Genomic DNA, 20,134 nt, shown 5'->3' on the forward strand with positions numbered 1-20,134 from the left:
TCATATGTGCGCAGAGTTGTGCTGGATGCCACGCTTGAGTTGTTGAGCCAGCGGGGCTACGAGGCGATGACGACGAAAGATATTGCGGCGCAGGCCGGAGTGAATGAGGCCTCGTTGTTCCGTCGCTGGGGCACCAAAGCGGCGATTGTGGCGGAGGCGCTGCAAAACTTCTCCGCCACGGAGACGCCCACACCAGATACGGGAGCCTTGCAGACCGACCTGCTGGAGTTGTTGCGCGGGATCATTGTGCGCATCCAGACCCCTTTAGGGAAAGCTATCGATAAGATCGTGGTGGGTCACTATCCACAGCCGGAACTGGCAGAGGTGCGTCGAGCCTATTGGCAAGATCGCTTCAGCAGGGCCGAAGTGGTCATCCAGCGGGCCAAAGAGCGCGGCGAGCTTCCCGCAGAGGTCGATGCCCACTTTCTGGTAGAAGCTGCGATCGGGCCGATCCTGGTGCGGGCCAATGCAACCGATCAGCCGCTAGATGATCGGTTGCCCGAGCAGATTGTGGCGCTGCTGTTCTATGGTGTAAAAAACTCAAAGATGCCCTGATGCAACATCTTCAGGTAACGCCTCGCTAGTTGTTGTTTCTTGTGTCGGGTTGCGTGGGATCAGCAGGATCAGGCCAAGAATCGAGGCGGCACAGATGGCGGCGGCGACAAGATAGGTCGTGCTACCGTGAAGCCGTTCGTAGAGCGCGCCGAAGAGATTGGTGCTGGCCCAGGTGCCTAAGCCAAAACTGGTGCCATAAAACAATGTTTGCCCTGTTGTGCGTAGTTGCAGCGGCACGCGCTGATCGAGGAAGGTGACGGACGCGACATAGAAGCTGGCAAATGCAATGCCATGCAACAACGTAAAAGAGAACAGCGCGGGATAGTCCGTAAAGATGGCATAGCCCAGCCAGCGCACAACGGCTATACTCAGCCCGATAATCAGCAGCCACTTCACGCCCAGCCGCTTCAGCAGAAGTGGAGAGAGCATCATGATCGGTAGTTCGCTCAGGCTTGCCATGCCTGATGCGAGGCCGATAGCGGCGGTATCGATGCCGAGACTGCGCAGATAGAGGCCAAAGAAGGTATTGTACGCCGCGAAGGTGCCATAGCCGATCATACAGAGCAGCAGGAAGAGAAGCAGCACACGATCACGGAGCAGGATAAGCAGTTCGCGGCTATTGGCACGGGTCATGTTCGCCTTGCTCTGACCGGGCATAAAGAAGCTGGCGAGGAAGGGAGCGCAAAAGACGACGGCCAGCAGCAGAAATAATGAGGCAATGCCAACCGCGTTGAGAATAGTTCCCGCCACAATTGCCGCGATGAGAAAGCCGGCAGAGCCATAGACGCGAATTGCCCCATAACTACCTCCACGCTCATCAATCCATTGCAGCGTGATCGCATCGGCCAGCGGAATTGCTGGACTGATCGCGATTGCCAGCAGGATGAGAAAGATAAGGAGCATGGCAAAAGAATGAGCGATCAACCAGAGCAGCAGCGAGGTGAGAATGGCGGCCAGGAGCGCGGCCATTAACAAATATTTGCGCCACCCGAAGCGGTCGCTGAGCAGTCCCCACAGTGGAGGCATCACCACTCCCGCGAGGGGAAAGAACGATGCGGTTAGACCGATCTGTGTGCCAGAGAAGCCCACGCTTCCCAGATAGAGGCCAAGATAGGGCAGGTAAACGCCCATAGCGGAAAAATAGCCGAGATAAAAGAGTTTCATACTCCAGGGGCCAGCTAACGCCCTTGAGAGCAAGTTGCCAGAGAGTGCCAGTTTGTTGAGCATTGATGCAGCAAGCTTTCCATAAAAAATAAGCACGCAAGCGCGACTTGCATGCTTATCCAAGCGTACCCGATCAAACACAAAAAGGCAAGGGAAAGCTGAACAAAAAACTCACATTTGCCGTAGTCGAGCGATTTATCGAGCATTGCTTGTCAAAATGGTATTTACTGGCAATGCTCGATAAATCGCTCGACTACGGCAAATGTGTCATTGGTTATTCCGTTTGCTGCATTTTGAGATGAGGGCAAACCTCCGCAGCGTTGATGGATGGTGTGCCGGTAAGCGCGTGCGCTGGCTTGCGACGGTAGCGAACGAGCGTCTTTTCGGGGCGGCTGGCACCCATGCCCCGTGTGACGCCTGGATTTTTCGTGACCAGTTCCAGGTCAAATTGTTGCAGCAACAGTGCGGTAATGATCATCATCTCGTTATTGGCGAAGTTCATTCCTGCGCATTTATGGACGCCACCGCCAAAGCCGATGATGGAGAAGCGATGCTGCTTATCCTCCGCACGATCGGGGGAGAAGCGCAGGGGATCGTAGTTTTGAGGCTCAGAGAAGACGCCGGGGAGCCGCTGGGCAACATCGGCACAGACGAACACGGGCCAGCCTTCGGGGATGCGGTAGTCGCCGACCTCGATATCTTCTTCGGCCCTGCGAATCAGCGTGCTGGCTGAGGGATGCATACGCGTCGTTTCCTGAACGGCCCAGAAGACATGTTTGAGCGAGACTAGCGTTTTTGCATCGATGGTACGACCCGATGACAGGCACTCACTGATCTCTTTTTGCACGCTCTGCGAGTAGTCGGGGTGCTGTAAGATCTGGATGATGGTCCACGCGGCCTGACCGGAGGTGGTCTCGTGTCCGGCAAACATAAGGGCCAGGATCAGCGAGAGGATCGTTTCGTCGGCAACGATACGGCCATCTTTGTAGCGTGCATTGACGAAATCTTGCAAAATATCGTCGTACTGATCAGGGTTGGCGCGTCGTTCGGCGATGATTGGTCGCAGCATCGCCCGGAGCCGGTTTTTGGCGATGTCGCGCCGAATAAATTTGGGCAGCGGTAGATAAGGCGGCAGGACAGGATCAAGTGCCTTGCCAATTATCAGGTAGTTGCGCCAGAATTCGGGACCAGCCTGATCGCGAAATTTCTTCCCCATCAGTGCATGCGAGGCCACATTTTGGACCAGCGTGGTAATCTCGCTCGTCAGCTCTATCTCGCCCTGCTCTCCCAACGAATCGAGCCACTGCTGCACCTCTATTTGCATGGCTTTGATCGAGTTGGCGGCTTTTTCACCTTTAAATGGCTTGTGCAGGATCGGGCGCTGTTCTGCATAGACTTCGGGTGGACCTGTGAAGCCGACTTCTCCCAGCGCTGCTTTCAGAAATTTATAGGTTTTATGCATGCTCAAACGTTTATCTGTTTCCATAAAAAACGTTTGATGATAATCGGGATCTATCAAAACCGCTGCGGGTTGATTGGCTAGTTTGATGGTGAAGATAGGGCCAAGCGTCTCGAAGCCATGCCGGAGCAGTTGCTCGCTGTTTTTCATGAATTGAAAGGTATGCCCAATGATCGGCGGCCCTGCCAGCACTGGTGGTGTCGGTTTCATCAATCCTCCTTGTGATTACTGTGCAATGGAACTTCCCAGGAAGCCGGGGTATACATAGTTATGAGTCGCAAAGCTTGTTATGAGATATAGTATATCATATCTGTCGGTCAGAAGTCACAGAAGTCGCGGCAGGAACAGGGCTTTCCAGTTCTCCGCTCAAAGGGGCGCAGGGTCTCCCTGCCGGGGTCTGGGGCGTCCCCAGTTTCCTTCCCCCCTTCGCGCGCCGCCGCAGGAGGCGCGCAAAAGAGAAGAAAAAAGGTTTTTGCGGGGACACCCCGCATCCCGGCAGAGGGCGGCCGCCCTCTGCACTCCCGCTAGATGGGAGAATTGGAAATCCCTGGCGGCAGGAAGCCCTGGTCATTTATGCCAGGGCAATGTTATAGAAGGGTTTGGCGTTGCACACACTGGGTTCACTACACTATCGGCAGGTGCCAGCCAAAGATGCTATTAACAATCGTCACCAGAAATGCCAGTATTGGAATTGCTGCGGAGAGGCTTACAACCACGAGAAAAAACCTTCGGACCTGTACGATGGTGGCAGGCCAGAGCGGAAAAGCCTCCCTGGTCAATTCATACAACCGCTTCATCTCCTCCAACTGATCCAATTCTCTCTTCAGCTTTTCTCTCTCATCCAACCGTGATCCTAGAATGGTCTGTAATTCCCGCTGCAACTGTTGTCCTAGCGGTCTGAGTGCCGCACTCCGCGCCTCCACAAATGCCTTACGCGACAACCAGAGCCAACCAAACACCAATAGTGGCGTCAATCCCACATACACCAGTCCTAATCCCAACGCCTGCGTGAGAGAAAAAATGGTTGGTTGCCCAGACAAGAGAGACGAATGGACAGCAAAGACCGCCATCCCCATGAGCAGCATCAGCCAGGTGCTTTTCACCAGCATCTCATCCAAGATCCCCAACCCCGCCGACCCATCTGGATGCCAGAGCGCCAGATGAATGCGAAACGTCGAAAACACCTGGTTTAACACCATCCATCCCACCAGCAGCCGCACCACACTGAGAAATACCACATAGATGGTCAAGCCATAGACCATCGCCATCGGTACGCGGAGCCAGAGAGGATCGCTGTTCCGCACCGCTGCATCTATCACCGCAAACCGGTAGAACATATAGCTCCCAACCAGCAGCCAGGCGCTCACGGTCCACCACATACTGCCCTGCCAGGCAGCCAGTCGCGCCAACACCTCCTCATATGTTTCCCCCTTCGATCGCTCTTCCCTCGGCGCTCCAATCACGCTATTGGCCTTCAAGGTCTCGAACAGTCCGAGAATCGATGCCGGCAAAGAAACATATATCAGTGCTGTCAATGGAAACAATACAAACGTTTGTAATAACAAGCGGATAATATACCGTAGAGGAACACTATGAGCAAACCCTCCTGAAAGCGCTTCCAGACCAAAGGAGATGGCACAACTGAGGACGATCACTCCACCCACAATCCAGCTTGTTTTCAGGTGCCAATGCCCTTTGAGCAAGCAGAGCACAGGATCACGCCTGTACAACTCCCAGGCCGATACCCCCTCACCCCTCTTTTCCTCTTCGATCAGTTCTTCCTTCCCTGGCTCCTGGATATTTATTTCCATCCTGGACTCCTCAAATTGATGCATATATGTTACGTCACAATGAACACATTGTAGGAGAAAAAGAGGGATACCTCTATGAAGTAACTCACATTTATTCTTATATCGTTAAATGCATTCAATACGTGAGATATCTCAAAACCTGAAGCATTTGCTCCCCATCTATCAGAAGACGAAGAGTGCTCCCCAGAGCCTCTAATCGATAAGTATGCCAGTCGGCATGGGGATCAAAGTTTGAGGAGCAATGCGCCAAGACCGCCGATGAGGATGAGAATTATGAATATGCCGAAGAACAACACTCTCACTTCTACGAAGCATAAAAAATGTAGAGGAGAATGACAAGCTTTCCAGGACTTTCAGGTGACTCCTCTTAACCTGTTTACTGGGGAGGATTGGTGCCGGAAACGGTGACAAAATACCACATGCCGCAAAAATCTTCTGTCTGCAATTCTCGTTCCATTCGTTGATATGCCTGTTGAAAGGCTTGCTCTGTGATTGCTTGATGCTTGAGTAGGAAGGGCTTGAGGAGTTGAAAGCCAATCAATGCGTTTTGACAGCAGGCATTGTGCCAGGGGGCATTGGTTGACCAATCTATTGCATGGGCCACATGTCTTACGCTTTGATACCCCGTCTGTCGGAGCAGGCTAGGGAGAACGGCGGTATTGCCAAGCTGGGCATCATTGGGCGTGAGGCATTGCCCGGCTCGATGAAGGGCCAGTACGCCCGCGCGATTGAGGATTTCACAGCCAACGCTGTTTGTGACGCCAACTATCCCGCCTTCACATTCCGTTAAGCGGAGGATGCCTCCTGGTCGCAAAATGCGCTGGCATTCTTTAAGAAGATGCGGCCAGAACGTCGTTTGCATGAATCCGACAATCAGGCGAGCGTTGATGAGGTCGAAGCTTTGATCGGAAAAGATAAAAGGCAGCGACAGAGCATTCATGCGCTTAAAATGAGCATTGGAGCGACCTGATGTTTCAGCGAAGCCATTTGCGTATCGGATCATGATCTCACTGGCATCCACCCCGGTCACGCGCAAAGAGCGATAGGTATTTGCCAGTTCTACCGCCCAACCGCCGGGTCCACAGGCGATATCCAGTACATCATGCAGGTTTGCCAGTTCTTCCTGGGCAAGTTCTGGGAGCGTTCCTCCCATCGCTTTGGTCAGCAGGCGATCTAATTTGAGCAAGCGAGCCATTTCTGCAGCGTTTTCCGCTTCAATGAAATACTTATTCTCCTGAGTCATTTGGAACTATCCTCTCTACACACTTGTCTCGCCTCTGGTAAAGCATCATGCTATAGCGATTCGCCACTGTTATGTACTATTCATTATTTAAAGCATACCATAAATAATCTATATTTGCTCAACAGTAGTGAATGAGTTTATGATCGGTTGGAGGAATGGGCCGCGCGCTCGAGATCGTGCGAGGTGTCGCTGAGGAGAGGAATGCGCAAGGTAAAGGTGCTGCCTGTATCGGGATGACTGCTCACTTCGATGCTTCCTCGATGCTCCTGGACAATGCTTTGAGCGATGGACAGACCGAGGCCGCTACCTGCTAGCGCGTGCGTGCGAGCCTCCTCTGCGCGATAGAAGCGCTCAAAGATGTGGGGCAGATCGACGGCTGCAATACCCATACCTGTATCTTTAACCTCGATCATCGCCTGCGATGCGTTAGTGGTCAGTTGCAGCGAAACGGTGCCCGTGGCTGGCGTATATTTTAAGGCATTGTTCACCAGCGCAACTAACGCCTGTTTCAATTGATCTGAATCTCCAGCAACCTGTGCGGGAGTGATGTGCTGAAGAAGCAAGCGGGGCTGCTCTTGCTGTTTTTCCATGTCTTGCGCCGGTCGATATTGCCGGAAAACATCGAGTACAAGGCTATCCAGGTTGATTGGCTGGATGCGTTTGTGAACAGATGATGATGTTGCACGCTGGCTTGCGTCGGAACGGGCGAGGATGAGCAGGTCGTTGACCAGCCGACCCAGACGCTCAGCTTCGGCGCGCGCATCGAGCAGGGCATCCTGTGCCTCAACAGGTGGCAGGTCAGGTGCTTTTGTGAGCAGGTCGAGATTGCAGCAGATAGAGGTGATAGGGGCGCGCAGTTCATGGGATGCGTCGGCAACAAAGCGCTGTTGTGAGCGATAGAGCCGTTCCAGCTGATCCAGCATAGTATTGAACGTCTCGGTCAACTGTGATAGCTCGTCACGACTGCCCTGAGTGCGATGTGTAACGCGCTGACTAAAGTTCTGCTTTTCATTGATACTGTAGGCAGTGCGTGTAATGCGCTGAACGCGCGTGAGCAGCCCCAGCGTAATCAGCCAGCCGCCTATCGATGCACAGAGAATAACCAGCGCGCCGCCGCTCAGCAGCACAAAGAGCATATTGTTCAACATTTGCTCAACGGCTTGCTCGCTGCGTGCCGTCTGGATGATATGCATCAGGCCGAAATTGTTATTTGCGACGGTATACACCCGCACACGCTGACCCTGATAGGTAACGGTACTATAGATGCCGCTGGCCGTCGATGGATGGCGTTGCATCCTGGAGAGCGCCTGTGCATCCCAGGGCACCGGGCTATGGACAGTGTTCCCGATAAAAGGATGGGTAATATCATTCTGCGTGTTGTCAGTGGTTGCCAGAAGATTGCTCTGCTCGTCAAAGACCTCGATGGCAACACCCTCTGTATCCACGCCAGCAATACCTGGCAAAAGCGATGGCAACGTGCTTTGATCCCCCATCAGCTTACCTGATTGTACGCTGGCTGCCCGGCTCTTTAAAGTGGCGTCGAGGTTGGAGTATGCCCGCTGTTCGGCCTGGGTATAGGCGAGAGCGCCAAAAAAGACGAGTGCCAGCGTCAGCAAGACAATATAAAAGCTGGTGAGTCGAATTTGTAGAGGAATGTACATTGTCTTCTCCAAACGTCTTTGTGCGCCACTGCATGCCAGCGTTTTGTCGCTTACTCAGTTGCTCGCAGGACATAGCCAGCACCACGTATGGTTTGAATCAAGCGTGGTTCTCCCTGCTGTTCGAGCTTCTGACGCAGATGGGCAACGTAGACTTCCAGGACATTGGCCCCGCCCTCGAAATCGCTACCCCAGATCCGGTCCAGCAAGAGGGCACGCGTCAAGACGATGCGCGGATTGCGCAAAAACAGGCGGAGTAGCTCGTATTCGGTCGTGCTGAGTTCGATGAAGCGTTGGCCGCGCCGGGCTTGACGGGTGGCCGTGTCCAGTTCCAGATCGGCGAAACCCAGAATTTCTCGCTGGACATCAGGCGGGACACGACGACGTAGCAGAGCCTTCACGCGTGCCAGCAGCTCTTCCAGCGCAAACGGCTTGACCAGGTAGTCATCTGCGCCAACCTCCAGTCCCTCCACTCTATCGGCAATGGCGTCCCGCGCCGTGAGCATCAAGATAGCGCTGTTCTGATCCTCTTCGCGCAGACGACGACAGACCATCAGTCCATCCATATCGGGCAACAGGCGGTCAAGGATGATCAGGTTGTGCGTTCGGCGGCGAGCCTGGGAGAGTGCATCTTCCCCATTTGCCGCCGTGGTTACATGATAGCCCTCATAAGTGAGGGAGCGCCGAAGAGCGTTGATGAGTCGTGGGTCGTCGTCAACAACCAGAATCGAAGTGTCTGACCTGTTCTGCATAATGTGCACCTGAACTTTTTCAATGGACAATGGTTGGCTCTACTGCCATAGTATATACAAAACCGGGGTTTGAAAACAGAGCGTTTTCTTAAATTTGCTGATCATTTGCGATGAGTTTAGGGTCAATTGTGTGTCCTATAGATGAAAGAGGATTGAGCTCTCTCGCTCATCGAGTTTGAATAGGAAAGGACACCATTTTATGCGCAACATTATCGAATATACTCTCGTCTCGTTAGACGGCGTTTGCGCAGGAGCAGCCATCTCAAGATTTGCTGAATACCGCGACGACGAGGCGTATATGCGGGACGGATTGGACCAGGCGTTGGCGTGCGACTCGCTGTTGATGGGTCGCGCTACGTACGAGAGCTTTGTCAGGATTTGGCCCAGACGCACTGACCCCTGGGCTGACAGGATCAATGCCATGCCCAAGTATGTCTTCTCATCGACACTGGAAAAAGCCGATTGGAACAACACAACCATTGTTCGAGGGGATGTGGTCGCTGAAGTGACCAAACTCAAGCTGCAAGAAGGACGTGATCTTCTCATCTATGGGCATGGTCTTCTCACAGAAACATTGCTCAAGCACCACTTGCTCGACGCCTTTGGTTTCTTGATCTATCCGCTTGTTCTAGGGCAGGGGAAGCAACTCTTCCGGCAGGGCGAAACCGCCACATTGAAGCTTGTTGAGACAAAGAGCTTCTCGAAAGGCATTGTCAAGCTCACCTATGAGCCGCTATCTGAAGGGAGGTAGGGACGCTTGAGGAGGCGGCAAAATAGCGTCCGGCATAATAAGCAGGTTGGCAGGAACAACTGTCGACCTGACTACGAGTCGCCTGGACGACTGACATAACTTGGAACTTCTTTCACCCTTGAAAGAAGTTCCAGATACTACATGTCATACGAGAGAGAGCATACCTAGCTCAGGAAGTGCCGGGTATGCTCTCTCTCGTATGGAAGAGTGGGTGGCAGGCCGAATGACGAGAAGCAGGACTGTTCCAGGAATGAGACCATGCTTGCGATCTGCCCTTCTACCACATCCAGCACCACCAGACCAATGAACTGATAGCTGTTGGCCTGGGCTTCCTGCCGGTAGAGGCCGAAAGCTGGGCGGCCATTGGCGCGTGTTGGAAGCAGGTGCCAGTGCCGGCCAGGAATGCAGATTCTTGCCGAGAGTTCTGTAGCGATGGCGACTCGTCCCTGAAGCCAGATGGGAAGCGGCGGCATGGTGAACCAGGCGTCTTCCCGCAGCAGCGCCACAAGTCCAGGGATGTCTGCCTGCTCCCAGCATGCCACGTAGCGGTCAAGCAAGGATTGTAATTGGGGAGGTGGAGGTGTAATTGGGGTTTCTGGGAGTACATTGCGTTCCTGTAAAGCACGTCGAGCGCGCTGCAAGGCACTATTGACGGCGGGAACGGAGAGGTTGAGCCACTCAGCTACTTCGGCTGCTGGCCACTCCAGCACCTCGCGCAAGAGCAGAATGGCACGCTGCGTTGGTGTTAAGTGCTGAAGCGCCATCAGGAAAGCCAGGGTAATATGTTCACGCCGTAGCGCACGGTCTTCTGGACCAGTATGCGGATCAGTGAGCAGATCATCTGGGAACGGCTCCAGCCAGATCGGTTCTCGTGCAGACTCAGGCAAGGGACTGCCGGGATCGCTCTTTGGATACATTTCTGGTGGCAAGGATCGTCGAGGGGCGCGGGTAAGCATATTCAGGCACAGATTGGTGGCGATGCGGTATAACCAGGCCCGGTACGATCGCGGGCTGGTGAGGGTCGCACGTTTCTCCCATGCCCGCAGCAGAGCCTCTTGCACGAGGTCTTCAGCATCATGGAGTGAGCCGAGCATCCGATAGCAGTGTATGAGCAATTCCCGCTGATACGGTTCCACCAGAGTAGCGAAAGCTATCTGATCGCCCGCTTGAGCGGCGAGCACCAGGGCGGTTTGGGTTGATGCCTCCATGTAGCACCTCTTCGTCAGGCTTTTTGGAACTATTTAAGATGTTGTGCTGCTTTTTCTGATCCATCAATGTCAATTTATGTGCTAATACACTGTACACGCCGAGCGGCACCGGGTCAAGAGGTTATGGATCTGTTGGAGAAGGAGCAGATCTGGGTAAATAGCAGTCATCTAGACGAGCTGTTTTTCGTATAGAATGACCTCAAGCATCTGGTAGCTATCAGGGCCGAGTTGCTGTCGATAGGAGTCTCGGCCCACTTCACGGAAGCCGTTCTTTTCATAGAGCTTCTGGGCGGGAATCTGGAGGGTAGACGTGTCGAGATGCAAGGTCTGGTAGCCAAGTGCGTAGGCACGAGCCTCCAATTCGTCCAGAATGCGTTGCCCATAGCCGCGCCCCTGGTAGGCGGGGACGACGCGCATTCGTTTGATTTCGGCACGTTGCGCACTGGTGCGCTTCAAGGCTCCCATCGCCACAAACAGACCGTCGTCTTCGCCGATCAGAAATTCTCCTCCATTCCTGAGATATGTTTCCTCAATTGCATAAACATCATCGTCCCAGGGACCGCGCCCCAGATAGGCTCCAGTCTGCTGAATAGCTGAGACATGGAGATGTTCGACGGTTTCCTGATCGGAGGCGGTGTAGCGGCGCACTGTAAACATGAACTTTTCCTTCTCTAGAAAACGATCTTGCAAGAGACATCACACGATAAAAAGCAGGTATCTGGCGGCGCAGTCTGCGGGAGTGGCGAATGAGCTGAGACCAGAGATCTGATAGCGCAAACAGTCGCCGGGTCGCAGTTCATAGGTCTTTCCCTCGATGCTGATCTCCAATTGCCCTTCGATCATGAGCAGATGGTGTTCTAAGCCAGGTCTGGAAGAACGGTCATAGGTGATATGGGTTCCTGGATCGAGTTCGCACTCAAGCACCTCGCCTGCTAGCGTCTGGGCTGGTGGAGAGACCGAACGCCGCTGGAAGCCGATGGTCTGATCCGTCCAGACAGGTTGCTCGCTGCGGGGGATCAGCGGAACAAAGTGTTCCTCGACCATGCGTATCAGCCGCGACATAGGCAGCCCATAGGCCGCACAGAGCTTGCCTAATACACTCGTTGTGGGACTCACCTCCGCATTCTCAAGCCGGGAGAGCGTGGCGCGGCTCACGGTGCTGCGTCTTGCCAGTTCGTCCAACGACCAGCTGCGCTCTGTCCGCAACGTCTTGAGACGCTGAGCGAGCAGCCAATCAATGGAAGCGTTATCAGTAGCATTGTTTTCCATATATGAGAGGATATCCCATATCAGGGAAATCTGTCAAGGAGCTGATTTTCCTCATATAAAGCCTTGACAAGAATACGATATATCGTTATAATTTTCACATAACGATATATCGTATTCGTAAGAATACAAAGAAAGGACAAACAAAACACATGTTTCACAATTTTGGAAAAGGCTTTGCCTATCAAACTCAACAAGGTGGCGACTGGGGTGCCTGGACACCTCCCTGGATGCAAGATGAAGTAGACCCTCGTGAGAGGCGTGGACATCATCGTTTTCATGAACATCATGGACGACACGAACACTCTTTCGGTATGCATGGTCGTCGGCCATTCGGTCGTCGAGGACCGTTTGGCGAGGGTGGCCCACGAGGACCGTTTGGCGAGGGACGACGCTTCTTTGGTCGCGGCGACGTGAAGTTTGCGCTGTTGGAGCTGTTGCGCGAACGGCCAATGTATGGCTATGAAATCATGAAGGCTCTGGAAGAGAAGTCAGGTGGCTTCTACACTCCCAGCGCAGGGACTATCTATCCCACGCTGCAAATGTTGGAGGATCGTGGTTTCGTGACCGTTCAGGAGACCGAGGGCAAGAAAACCTACGCGATTACTGATGCCGGGCGCGCCTTCCTCGCTGAACAGCAGAAAGAGGACGAGAGCTTTGCTGGTGCTCCCTGGAGACGCGGGTTTGGAGGACGCAGAGGTTTCTTCAATGATCCCACAATTCAGGCTTTGGGCAGTGAGGCAGCGGAGGTTGCACGACTCTTTGCTATAGTTGCCCGTTCGTCTTTTGACAACCCTGAGCAACTGGCACGCGTGCGCGCTCTTCTCGAAACGACGCGTCAGGAGCTAAAGGATCTCATCTATGGCGCAAATTCGTCCACGACTTCGGAGCCAAAGACCGATACGGGCGAGGCACCAGAGGTCGAGCAAGCTTAAACGTCGTGTAGTACGGCAGTTATGTCATGCGGCCGTACTCACGTCTTATCTTATAGGCTCTAGCGCTTTTGCCCGATCCTTTCCAATCTATCAGAAGAATCGAATGATCTGTTTAATTACTTTGTCTTGTTCAATCTATAAGGGCATGGTATACTTGTGATAGATGAGATTTCATCATTATGAAGATAAAAGGAGATGGCAAGAAGATGAAGGTACTACAGACGATTACAAGACTGTATGTGGACCGCGAGCAATTAGAAGCAAGCATCGCTTTCTATGAGTCGTTCTTTGGTGAGTCGTGCGGCGTGCGCGAGAGTTATCCTGAAATTGAAGCAGAGGCGGCACAGGTTGGTTCATTCCTGCTGATCGCCGGGCCTGAGCGGGCGCTTGAGTCTTTCAAAAACACTCAGGCAAACCTGCTCGTCGATTCGATTGAGGAATGGAAGGACTTCTTGCTCAAGCACGGTGCTACAATCATTGAAGGACCGAAACAGGCTCCAACCGGATTGGAAATGCGGGTGCAGCATCCCGATGGAGCACAAATCAAGTATGTCCAATTTAGCGGGAGCGTGTACCAGAACCTTACAAGCCGATAAACTCTGATCGTACATCAGCCTTTTCATATATTCTTTGCCACACATCCTCCGACGAGTCAGCAAATCGGCTCAGCGGTCGGATTGGCTCTGCTGGCAATGCTTGCTGCCACGCGCACAGAACAAATGCATGGATCGCTGGCCTCTGGCTACTCACTGTCCTACCTCATTGCAATGGGCATAGTCCTTTTTGCGGTTGTGCTGGTTGTGACCCTGCTCAAGTGGCGAGCCTGATAGATCCCTATGGATGCCTACAGGACGCAGGATTTCAAGCGAATTGAAGCATCATGAGAATGGTAGATATCAGACAGAGCCAGGCGCGCACCAGGTTGGCCGTTTGGAGTTTTTGGCGCTCCTGCTTGAGTTGTGTCACCTCGTCGCTTCCCAGGGCAGAGATCCTGCTATAAACCGGGAGGTTGAGAAGCTTTCCGGCGACCGAGGATAACACAAAGAAGAGCAAACCAGCGATGAACCACCAGTGATTGAATCCGTAGAAAATGAAATAGGGAATCATAGCAACAAATGTAATACTGGATGTAAAAACAGTGTAGACTGATCTAATCGCGTGCCGATATAACAGTGGTATAAAACGCCCAAATGACGATTCATCTATGTCGTTTAACACACGTTGGAGTACGGTTGCTATCCACATCAGATACCCGGTGGTGAGCGTAGAGGGAATCAGAATCAGAGCTTCAACGAATGTTTGAGTCATAGGACTACTTCTCCTTAGAAACGCTGGCTTCCTGCCGCTTATAATTAATAAATAGATGATCTATTTATTAATTATAAGCGGCAAATTTCCTTTGTCAAGAGAGCTGAGCGATCTGCCAGGGCTTTCCAATTCTCCCATCTAGCAGGAGTGCAGAGGGCGGCAGCCCTTTGCCGGGGTGCGGGGTGTCCCCGCAAAAACCTTTTTTCTTCTCTTCTGCGCGCCACCGCAGGCGGCGCGCGAAGGAGGGAAGGAAACTGGGGACGCCCCAGGCCCCGGCAGGGAGACCCCTGCACCCCTTTGAGCGGAGAACTGGAAAGCCCTGAGCGATCTGCAACGTTAAGGAGAGCCCTTGCATACAAGCACAAAAAAGCGCTTCGTATATTTATACACACCGTATAAATGGTGAGCGCTTTTTTACAATTTCTGGTATGTTTATTAGCGATGTCTCACGAGTCTGGCTACTCTTGCTCAGCAGTTTCTACTATCGTTAATGCATCAGTAACAGTTTCAGCCAGGAGCAGATCGTGCGCACGTTGTTGCCAGTAATCGATCGTGCGACGATGGAGGGCCGCTTTGACGCGAACTATTGCCGGAGGATTCATACTGAGTTCCTGGACGCCAAGACCGGCTAGAAGCGGTGCGATGCGCGGATCTGCCGCCAGCTCGCCACAGACGGCAACAAGTTTCCCTGCCTGATTCGCGGCCTGCACGACACGATAGATGCTCCGCCAGACGGCTGGTTCAAGCAGACCGAACATGCCCGTAACGCGGCCATTGGTGCGATCAGCCGCCATCGTGTATTGATAGAGATCGTTGGCACCGATACTGAAAAAATCGACCACACGAGCGAGCGCATCAGCCATAAAAACCGCGCTGGGCGTCTCAATCATAATGCCAACCTGCGTGTCAGTCCGCAATATGATGCCAGCGGTTTCCAGACCCGCACGCGTTTCATGATAGATGTTTATCAAGCGACGCACCTCTTCCAGCGTGGCAATCATTGGGAACATGATGTGGAGGTGGATATCGGCCTCACTCCCGGCAAGCAGGAGAGCACGTAGTTGTTGGCGTAACAACTCATCGTAGATGAGATGGATGCGCGCACCACGTAACCCCAGAGCTGGATTTGCCTCGTGCAGCGGGCCGATCAACGGTTCCAGGGCGGGAAATGGTTTGTCCGCGCCTGCATCGAGTGTGCGAGCAACGATGGTTTGGCCCAATTGTGCATGTTGAGCAAAGGCGCGAAACACTGCTAGATAGCTCTCGAACTGCTCCTGTTCGTCCGGGAAGGCAGAGCGACCGCCAAAGAGAAACTCGGTGCGCAACAGCCCTATCCCTTCTGCGCCAGATTCCGCTGCCGCATGAGCGCTCTCGACATCGCCAACGTTTGCAGAGACCTGTACGGCGGTGCCATCAGCGGTTGAGGCTCGGCGCTGCTGCCATTGTGCCTGAGCGCGCAGGCGGGTCAGGCTTCGATCCTGCCATTGCTGTCGTGCGGTTGCTTGCAATTGTTGTTGCAGGTCGGTCGGGATATGCTGGTAGAGCAGCCCTTGAGAACCATCGACGGCAATTAGCTCACCATCGCGCAACATATCGAGCAGAGCCGGGTCGATGCCTGCAATGGCTGGGATCTCCAGCGTACGAGCGATGATGGCGGCGTGCGTCGTCGGCCCTCCCGTTACAGTACATATCCCAAGCACATTGCGTGGGTCCAGCTTTGCCGTGTCCGAAGGCGTCAGATCATCGGCCACAATGATAACCGGCGTGGTTGGCGCTGCCCAAGTCTGGCTGGTGCCCGTCAGATATTTGATGGCATGCGCGACCGCATCTCTGATGTCTGTACTGCGAGCCGCCAATACTTCATTGTCCACCAGCTCTAGCTCATCGGCCTGTCGCTTTGCTGCTTGTTGTAGCGCGGAGGCAGCGGAGTAGTGCTGTTGGGCAATGAGCGCCTGCACCTCTTCGAGTAGATCGGGGTCTTCCAGGATCAATTGTTGAGCCTCGAAGATATCAGCCTCGCTTCTGCCAACAGTTTCCGCCACATGGGTACTCAACGTTTGCAGTTCTTGTATGGCATGTCCCAGCGCCTCTTGCAAACGCTGCAACTCGCCCTCGACCTGCTCAGAGCCGATCGTGCTTTGTTCGATGGGGGCGGGGGCGCGACGGAACAGGTGGACCGGGCCGATAGCGACGCCAGCAGAGATTGCCAGAGCTGGCAACGGAGCGATTGGGGCATGAAGTTCTTGCGACATAGCCTTATTCCTCTTCGTCAAACTTGCGATGTATCAGTTCCGTTAACGTCTGTATCGCTGCCTCTGCATCCTCTCCTTCGGCCTGAATATGCAGCGCATCGCCAACTGCCACGCCTAGCTTGAGGATGTTGATGAAGCTGCGCGCATTCGCTGTTTTGTCGTTTTTTTGAAGCTGGATGCGCGACTGAAATTTTGCTGCCGTCTGGACAAGCAAGCGGGCTGGACGAGCGTGTAAACCAACGCGATTGGTAATAACGATTGTTGTTTCCGCTACAGGCACCTTGTTCTCCCTTTCGTTTGTGCCGGATGTGTCATCACTCCAGGCTGGATCATTGATCCCTATGCAGCTTGGGGAGCGCGCCAGCAGCTTCAGCGGCTCCGGCGACCTCTTCCAGGCTGTTACCAATCGAGGCTTCAACCGCTGCGACGACTGCTCCCTCGACAAGTGGGGCTGTGCTGATGACGACGCGATAATCATGCTCGGCGGTAAATGTTTCCATTGCCATCTCAGCGATCATCACGGCGCTGCCCAGATCGAGCAGAAGCAGCGTTCCATCAGGTCCGGCGACCTGTTCCAGTGCCGCCAGCACCTTCTCGATGGAGGTTCCTAATGACCCGTCTGGCGTGCCACCTGCCGCTGCTATTGCCACCTGCCCGTGCCCCATCTGTCGGGCGAGTTCGGCGACTCCCTCTGCCAGACGAGCGCTATGAGATACAATTACAAGACCTACGGCCACAAAAAGACTCCTTGCTAGTATGTATGAGTTGTACTTTTGCTGTTATCTTCTCTCTCAATACTTTATTGTTGTTCTGTAAGCGTGGTGGAAAGCGTCTTGAGCAGGAGCCAGCTCGAAGTAGCACCCGGATCTTGATGCCCGCGACTGCGCTCGCCGAGATAGCTTGCGCGCCCTTTGGTGGCAATCATAGAGGTTGTCTCCTTTGCCCCGACTTCGGCGGCTGCGCTGCTCTGGTGGATCAGTTGCCCGAGACCTGGCTTTTTCTCCTCTGCTTTTCGTGCAGCCTCCAGTGCCGGTATCAGAGCGTCAAGCATCGTCTTTTCGCCTGCCTGCGCCTTGCCGCGCACCTTGATGCCTTCTATAAATACAGTGAGCAGATTCACCATATCGGCCTCGTATAGCTCATGTTTGCCAGTGGTGGCGATACCGGCGCGCAAGAAGGCCGTTCCATATAAGGGGCCGCTCGCCCCGCCAACCGTTGAAACCAGCGTCGTGCCAACGGTTTTCAGGATCGAGCCGATATCCATCTGCTGCATTCCTGCCAGCTTCTCATTCACCGCCTGGAAGCCGCGATCCATGTTAATCCCATGATCTGCATCGCCAATCGCGGAATCAAGTTGTGTCAGGTAATCGCGGTTCTCATGCAATACATGTGCATATTGCTTGAGCCATTGTAGAACGTTCTCAGTGGTAACTGGCATGCCTTTCCTCCATAATGAAATTTTCCTTCCAAAATCGGGAATGTGTTTCGTAGTGGAGCAATTTATCGCGTTGGAGCAAGTCCCTCCCAGGTTCCCCCTCACGCGATAAATTGCTCCACTACGAAAGACTTTGCTACATACCCCAACGGAGCGCGGGTGTGTGTACGGGAGCATCCCAATAGCGCTCCATCTCGTCGTCTAAGCGCAGGAGCGTGATAGAGGTGCCAGCCATTTCCAGCGAGGTGATATAGCTTCCGATCAGCGAGCGTGCGATGGTGATATTTTTGCCGCACAGGATCTTCGCCATCTCGTTTGCTACAACGTACAACTCGATCAGCGGCGTACCACCCAGGCCGTTGACAAATGCCAGGACGCGTTCGCCAGATGTGAGGCTGAGATCTTCGATGATGGGATTGACGATCATCTCGGTAATCTCGGCGGCAGAGACCAGTTTTGCGCGCCGTCGCCCCGGTTCGCCATGAATCCCAACGCCAACCTCCATTTCATCCTCGCCCAGCTCAAAGGTTGGTTTCCCAGCAGCCGGGACGGTACAGGAGGTGAGTGCAATGCCCATGCTTCTTCCCTGCTCGTTCACGCGCCGCGCCAGTTGTGCTACCGTCGCGAGGGGCGCTCCCATTTCAGCCAGGCCACCGACGATCTTTTCGAGCAACACCGTTACACCAACTCCACGACGCCCGGCCGTCCACGTACTATCCTGCACCGCCACATCGTCGTTCGTGACGACTGCCTCGACCTCGATCCCCTCAGCAGCGGCCAGTTCCGCCGCCATCTCGAAGTTCAACACGTCACCGGTATAGTTCTTCACGATATGCAGCACGCCAGCGCCACCGTTGATGGCCCGTGTCGCAGCGAGCATCTGATCGGGAACCGGAGAGGTGAAGACCGCTCCCGGACAGGCCGCGTCGAGCATGCCATGTCCCACAAATCCACCGTGCAGCGGTTCGTGGCCGCTGCCACCACCTGAGAGCAGACCAACCTTGCCCTGAACTGGCCCCCCAGCTCGGACGATAATCTGGTTCTCAAAGTCCACATGTAGCAGTTCGGGATGGAGCGCTTGCATGCCTGCCAGCGCATCGGTGACGATACCATCAACAGTGTTGATCAACTTTTTCATCGTTGTTCCCTTTCATGCATCATTGCTATCAATTGTCACAAACTTACTGTTGCCCTTCGACCGCCGTTTTTTCGATGCCTCCCATTTCGGGATTGCTCGCGGTGCGGGTGCCTGCCACAAAATCGTACGCGATGACGCCGAGGGCTGCGCCAATGATGGGGCCGACGATGTAGACGATCAAGTGTGTGAGATCATATTTGCCGCCGAAAAGCACTTGCAGCAGGGCTGGTCCAATGGTGCGCGCGGGATTGAGCGACGGGCCGGTGATTGGTCCCATGACGATCACTTCGCCGGCCACGATCAGGCCAATAATGAGGCCAGCCCAACCGCCGGGCGCTCTGCCATCCACCGCAACGCCCATAATGACGAAGAGCAACAGGAAGGTGCCGACGACCTCAATTGCCGTTGCTTGCAGGAAGCTGGTCGTGGTGGGATCAAAGTTTGTGGGACCGAAGCCGATGGTTGAAGCTGCCGAAGCGCCGAAGATCAGAGCAATTCCGAAAGCGCCCAGGATACCGCCAATCAGTTGAGCAACAATATATGCTCCGGCCTCGTTCCAGGAGATGCGCTTTGTGAAGGCAAAGGCCAGCGTTACTGCCGGGTTAATATGGCAGCCGGAAATGTGGCCGATAGTGTAAACCATTGCGGCAATCGCGACGGCAAAAGCGATGCCAATCATGCCCAGATCGGCCATCGTGAAGCTCGCTTTTCCACCGCTGGCGTTAATGAGGAGAAAGGTAGCAGGAATAGAACCGGGTCCAATTAGCACGAGGAAAGCTGTTCCCAGTAGTTCGGCAAAGAATTTCTGGCTTAACGTCGGTGTCTTTGTCATAGTGTGTTTGCTGGCCTGCCTTCGATGGCAGACACGCTCCTTTCGCGTAGACAAATAAAGAAGTTCTAGAACGAAAACAGATCTTGTTGGCTCTTCCCAACATGCAGGACAACGCAAGGATAGAATTGAGAGTGCGTTAACCTCCTTTCTTCGGTGGTCTCTACCTTATTTACTAGTGCAATATCCATGCCAAACTTTGCCCATGAGAGGATATGTTGCAACGTAATATGTTTGTATACTGGCCTGGGGAGCGTGTTGGAGAGATTATCGGAACTAAAAAATGCAGCAATGTGGCATCAAGAGGGAAAACAAACGGACGTGTCAGGAGCAGTGTGTTGCAGTATTGCAACATGGAGGTTTCACATTT

Annotated in this window: 21 protein-coding genes; 5 read left to right on the top strand and 16 right to left on the bottom strand. The window is 53.8% G+C overall.

Annotated elements, in window-relative coordinates; translation table 11 throughout:
* Nucleotides 1-6 precede the first annotated feature (6 nt).
* Nucleotides 7-555 (top strand): TetR/AcrR family transcriptional regulator, encoded by a 549-nt coding sequence (locus tag K3T83_RS48450; RefSeq protein ID WP_220210336.1) that lies wholly within the window; start codon nt 7-9, stop codon nt 553-555.
* Here K3T83_RS48450 and K3T83_RS48455 read toward each other — a convergent pair.
* From K3T83_RS48455 to K3T83_RS48480, 6 genes are all read right to left on the bottom strand, one after another.
* Entirely contained in the window at nt 541-1,782 is a 1,242-nt protein-coding gene (locus tag K3T83_RS48455; RefSeq protein ID WP_220210337.1) for an MFS transporter, read from the bottom strand. The genes K3T83_RS48450 and K3T83_RS48455 overlap by 15 nt on opposite strands.
* Nucleotides 1,783-1,993: 211 nt before the next feature.
* Nucleotides 1,994-3,388 carry a cytochrome P450 gene (locus K3T83_RS48460; RefSeq protein WP_220210338.1) on the bottom strand — a complete coding sequence of 465 codons (1,395 nt, stop codon included), beginning with the start codon at nt 3,386-3,388 and terminating at the stop codon, nt 1,994-1,996.
* Between the two features lie 413 nt (nt 3,389-3,801).
* Entirely contained in the window at nt 3,802-4,989 is a 1,188-nt protein-coding gene (locus K3T83_RS48465; RefSeq protein WP_220210339.1) for a hypothetical protein, read from the bottom strand.
* 376 nt (nt 4,990-5,365) lie between these two features.
* Nucleotides 5,366-6,232 (bottom strand): class I SAM-dependent methyltransferase, encoded by an 867-nt coding sequence (locus K3T83_RS48470; protein WP_220210340.1) that lies wholly within the window; start codon nt 6,230-6,232, stop codon nt 5,366-5,368.
* 137 nt (nt 6,233-6,369) lie between these two features.
* The gene (locus K3T83_RS48475) at nt 6,370-7,893 is read right to left on the bottom strand and encodes a sensor histidine kinase (RefSeq protein WP_220210341.1); all 1,524 of its coding nucleotides are present in this window, start codon (nt 7,891-7,893) and stop codon (nt 6,370-6,372) included.
* A 50-nt stretch (nt 7,894-7,943) separates the two neighbouring features.
* Nucleotides 7,944-8,642: a response regulator transcription factor gene (locus tag K3T83_RS48480; RefSeq protein ID WP_220210342.1), complete on the bottom strand. Its 699-nt coding sequence runs from the start codon at nt 8,640-8,642 to the stop codon at nt 7,944-7,946.
* Nucleotides 8,643-8,841: 199 nt separating this feature from the next.
* Between K3T83_RS48480 and K3T83_RS48485 the strand changes: the two genes are divergently transcribed.
* Nucleotides 8,842-9,393 carry a dihydrofolate reductase family protein gene (locus K3T83_RS48485; protein ID WP_220210343.1) on the top strand — a complete coding sequence of 184 codons (552 nt, stop codon included), beginning with the start codon at nt 8,842-8,844 and terminating at the stop codon, nt 9,391-9,393.
* Between the two features lie 164 nt (nt 9,394-9,557).
* Here the strand turns inward: K3T83_RS48485 and K3T83_RS48490 are convergent, their stop codons facing one another.
* From K3T83_RS48490 to K3T83_RS48500, 3 genes are all read right to left on the bottom strand, one after another.
* Nucleotides 9,558-10,601: an RNA polymerase subunit sigma-70 gene (locus K3T83_RS48490; protein WP_220210344.1), complete on the bottom strand. Its 1,044-nt coding sequence runs from the start codon at nt 10,599-10,601 to the stop codon at nt 9,558-9,560.
* 168 nt (nt 10,602-10,769) lie between these two features.
* Nucleotides 10,770-11,258, bottom strand: coding sequence for a GNAT family N-acetyltransferase (locus tag K3T83_RS48495; RefSeq protein WP_220210345.1), 489 nt, complete (start codon nt 11,256-11,258; stop codon nt 10,770-10,772).
* Nucleotides 11,259-11,297: 39 nt separating this feature from the next.
* Entirely contained in the window at nt 11,298-11,870 is a 573-nt protein-coding gene (locus K3T83_RS48500; RefSeq protein ID WP_220210346.1) for a helix-turn-helix domain-containing protein, read from the bottom strand.
* A 149-nt stretch (nt 11,871-12,019) separates the two neighbouring features.
* Here K3T83_RS48500 and K3T83_RS48505 point away from each other — a divergent pair, with 149 nt between their 5' ends.
* From K3T83_RS48505 to K3T83_RS48515, 3 genes are all read left to right on the top strand, one after another.
* On the top strand, nt 12,020-12,802 hold the full coding sequence (locus tag K3T83_RS48505) for a PadR family transcriptional regulator (RefSeq protein WP_220210347.1): 783 nt from the start codon (nt 12,020-12,022) through the stop codon (nt 12,800-12,802).
* Between the two features lie 206 nt (nt 12,803-13,008).
* Nucleotides 13,009-13,398 carry a VOC family protein gene (locus K3T83_RS48510; protein WP_220210348.1) on the top strand — a complete coding sequence of 130 codons (390 nt, stop codon included), beginning with the start codon at nt 13,009-13,011 and terminating at the stop codon, nt 13,396-13,398.
* Between the two features lie 81 nt (nt 13,399-13,479).
* Nucleotides 13,480-13,629 carry a hypothetical protein gene (locus K3T83_RS48515; protein ID WP_220210349.1) on the top strand — a complete coding sequence of 50 codons (150 nt, stop codon included), beginning with the start codon at nt 13,480-13,482 and terminating at the stop codon, nt 13,627-13,629.
* Between the two features lie 34 nt (nt 13,630-13,663).
* Here the strand turns inward: K3T83_RS48515 and K3T83_RS48520 are convergent, their stop codons facing one another.
* The 7 genes from K3T83_RS48520 to K3T83_RS48550 form a co-directional block, all read right to left on the bottom strand.
* Nucleotides 13,664-14,110, bottom strand: a complete 447-nt coding sequence (locus K3T83_RS48520; RefSeq protein WP_220210350.1) for a hypothetical protein — start codon at nt 14,108-14,110, stop codon at nt 13,664-13,666.
* Between the two features lie 458 nt (nt 14,111-14,568).
* Nucleotides 14,569-16,362: a phosphoenolpyruvate--protein phosphotransferase gene (gene ptsP, locus K3T83_RS48525; protein ID WP_220210351.1), complete on the bottom strand. Its 1,794-nt coding sequence runs from the start codon at nt 16,360-16,362 to the stop codon at nt 14,569-14,571.
* A 4-nt stretch (nt 16,363-16,366) separates the two neighbouring features.
* Nucleotides 16,367-16,642, bottom strand: a complete 276-nt coding sequence (locus K3T83_RS48530; protein ID WP_220210352.1) for an HPr family phosphocarrier protein — start codon at nt 16,640-16,642, stop codon at nt 16,367-16,369.
* 49 nt (nt 16,643-16,691) lie between these two features.
* Complete coding sequence (gene dhaM, locus K3T83_RS48535; RefSeq protein ID WP_220210353.1) at nt 16,692-17,099, bottom strand: dihydroxyacetone kinase phosphoryl donor subunit DhaM; 408 nt, start codon at nt 17,097-17,099, stop codon at nt 16,692-16,694.
* A 62-nt stretch (nt 17,100-17,161) separates the two neighbouring features.
* Nucleotides 17,162-17,800 (bottom strand): dihydroxyacetone kinase subunit DhaL, encoded by a 639-nt coding sequence (gene dhaL, locus K3T83_RS48540; RefSeq protein ID WP_220210354.1) that lies wholly within the window; start codon nt 17,798-17,800, stop codon nt 17,162-17,164.
* Nucleotides 17,801-17,933: 133 nt separating this feature from the next.
* Entirely contained in the window at nt 17,934-18,935 is a 1,002-nt protein-coding gene (gene dhaK, locus K3T83_RS48545; protein WP_220210355.1) for a dihydroxyacetone kinase subunit DhaK, read from the bottom strand.
* Nucleotides 18,936-18,978: 43 nt separating this feature from the next.
* Entirely contained in the window at nt 18,979-19,767 is a 789-nt protein-coding gene (locus K3T83_RS48550; protein WP_220210356.1) for an MIP/aquaporin family protein, read from the bottom strand.
* Nucleotides 19,768-20,134: the final 367 nt, after the last annotated feature.

The organism is Reticulibacter mediterranei, assembly GCF_016587455.1.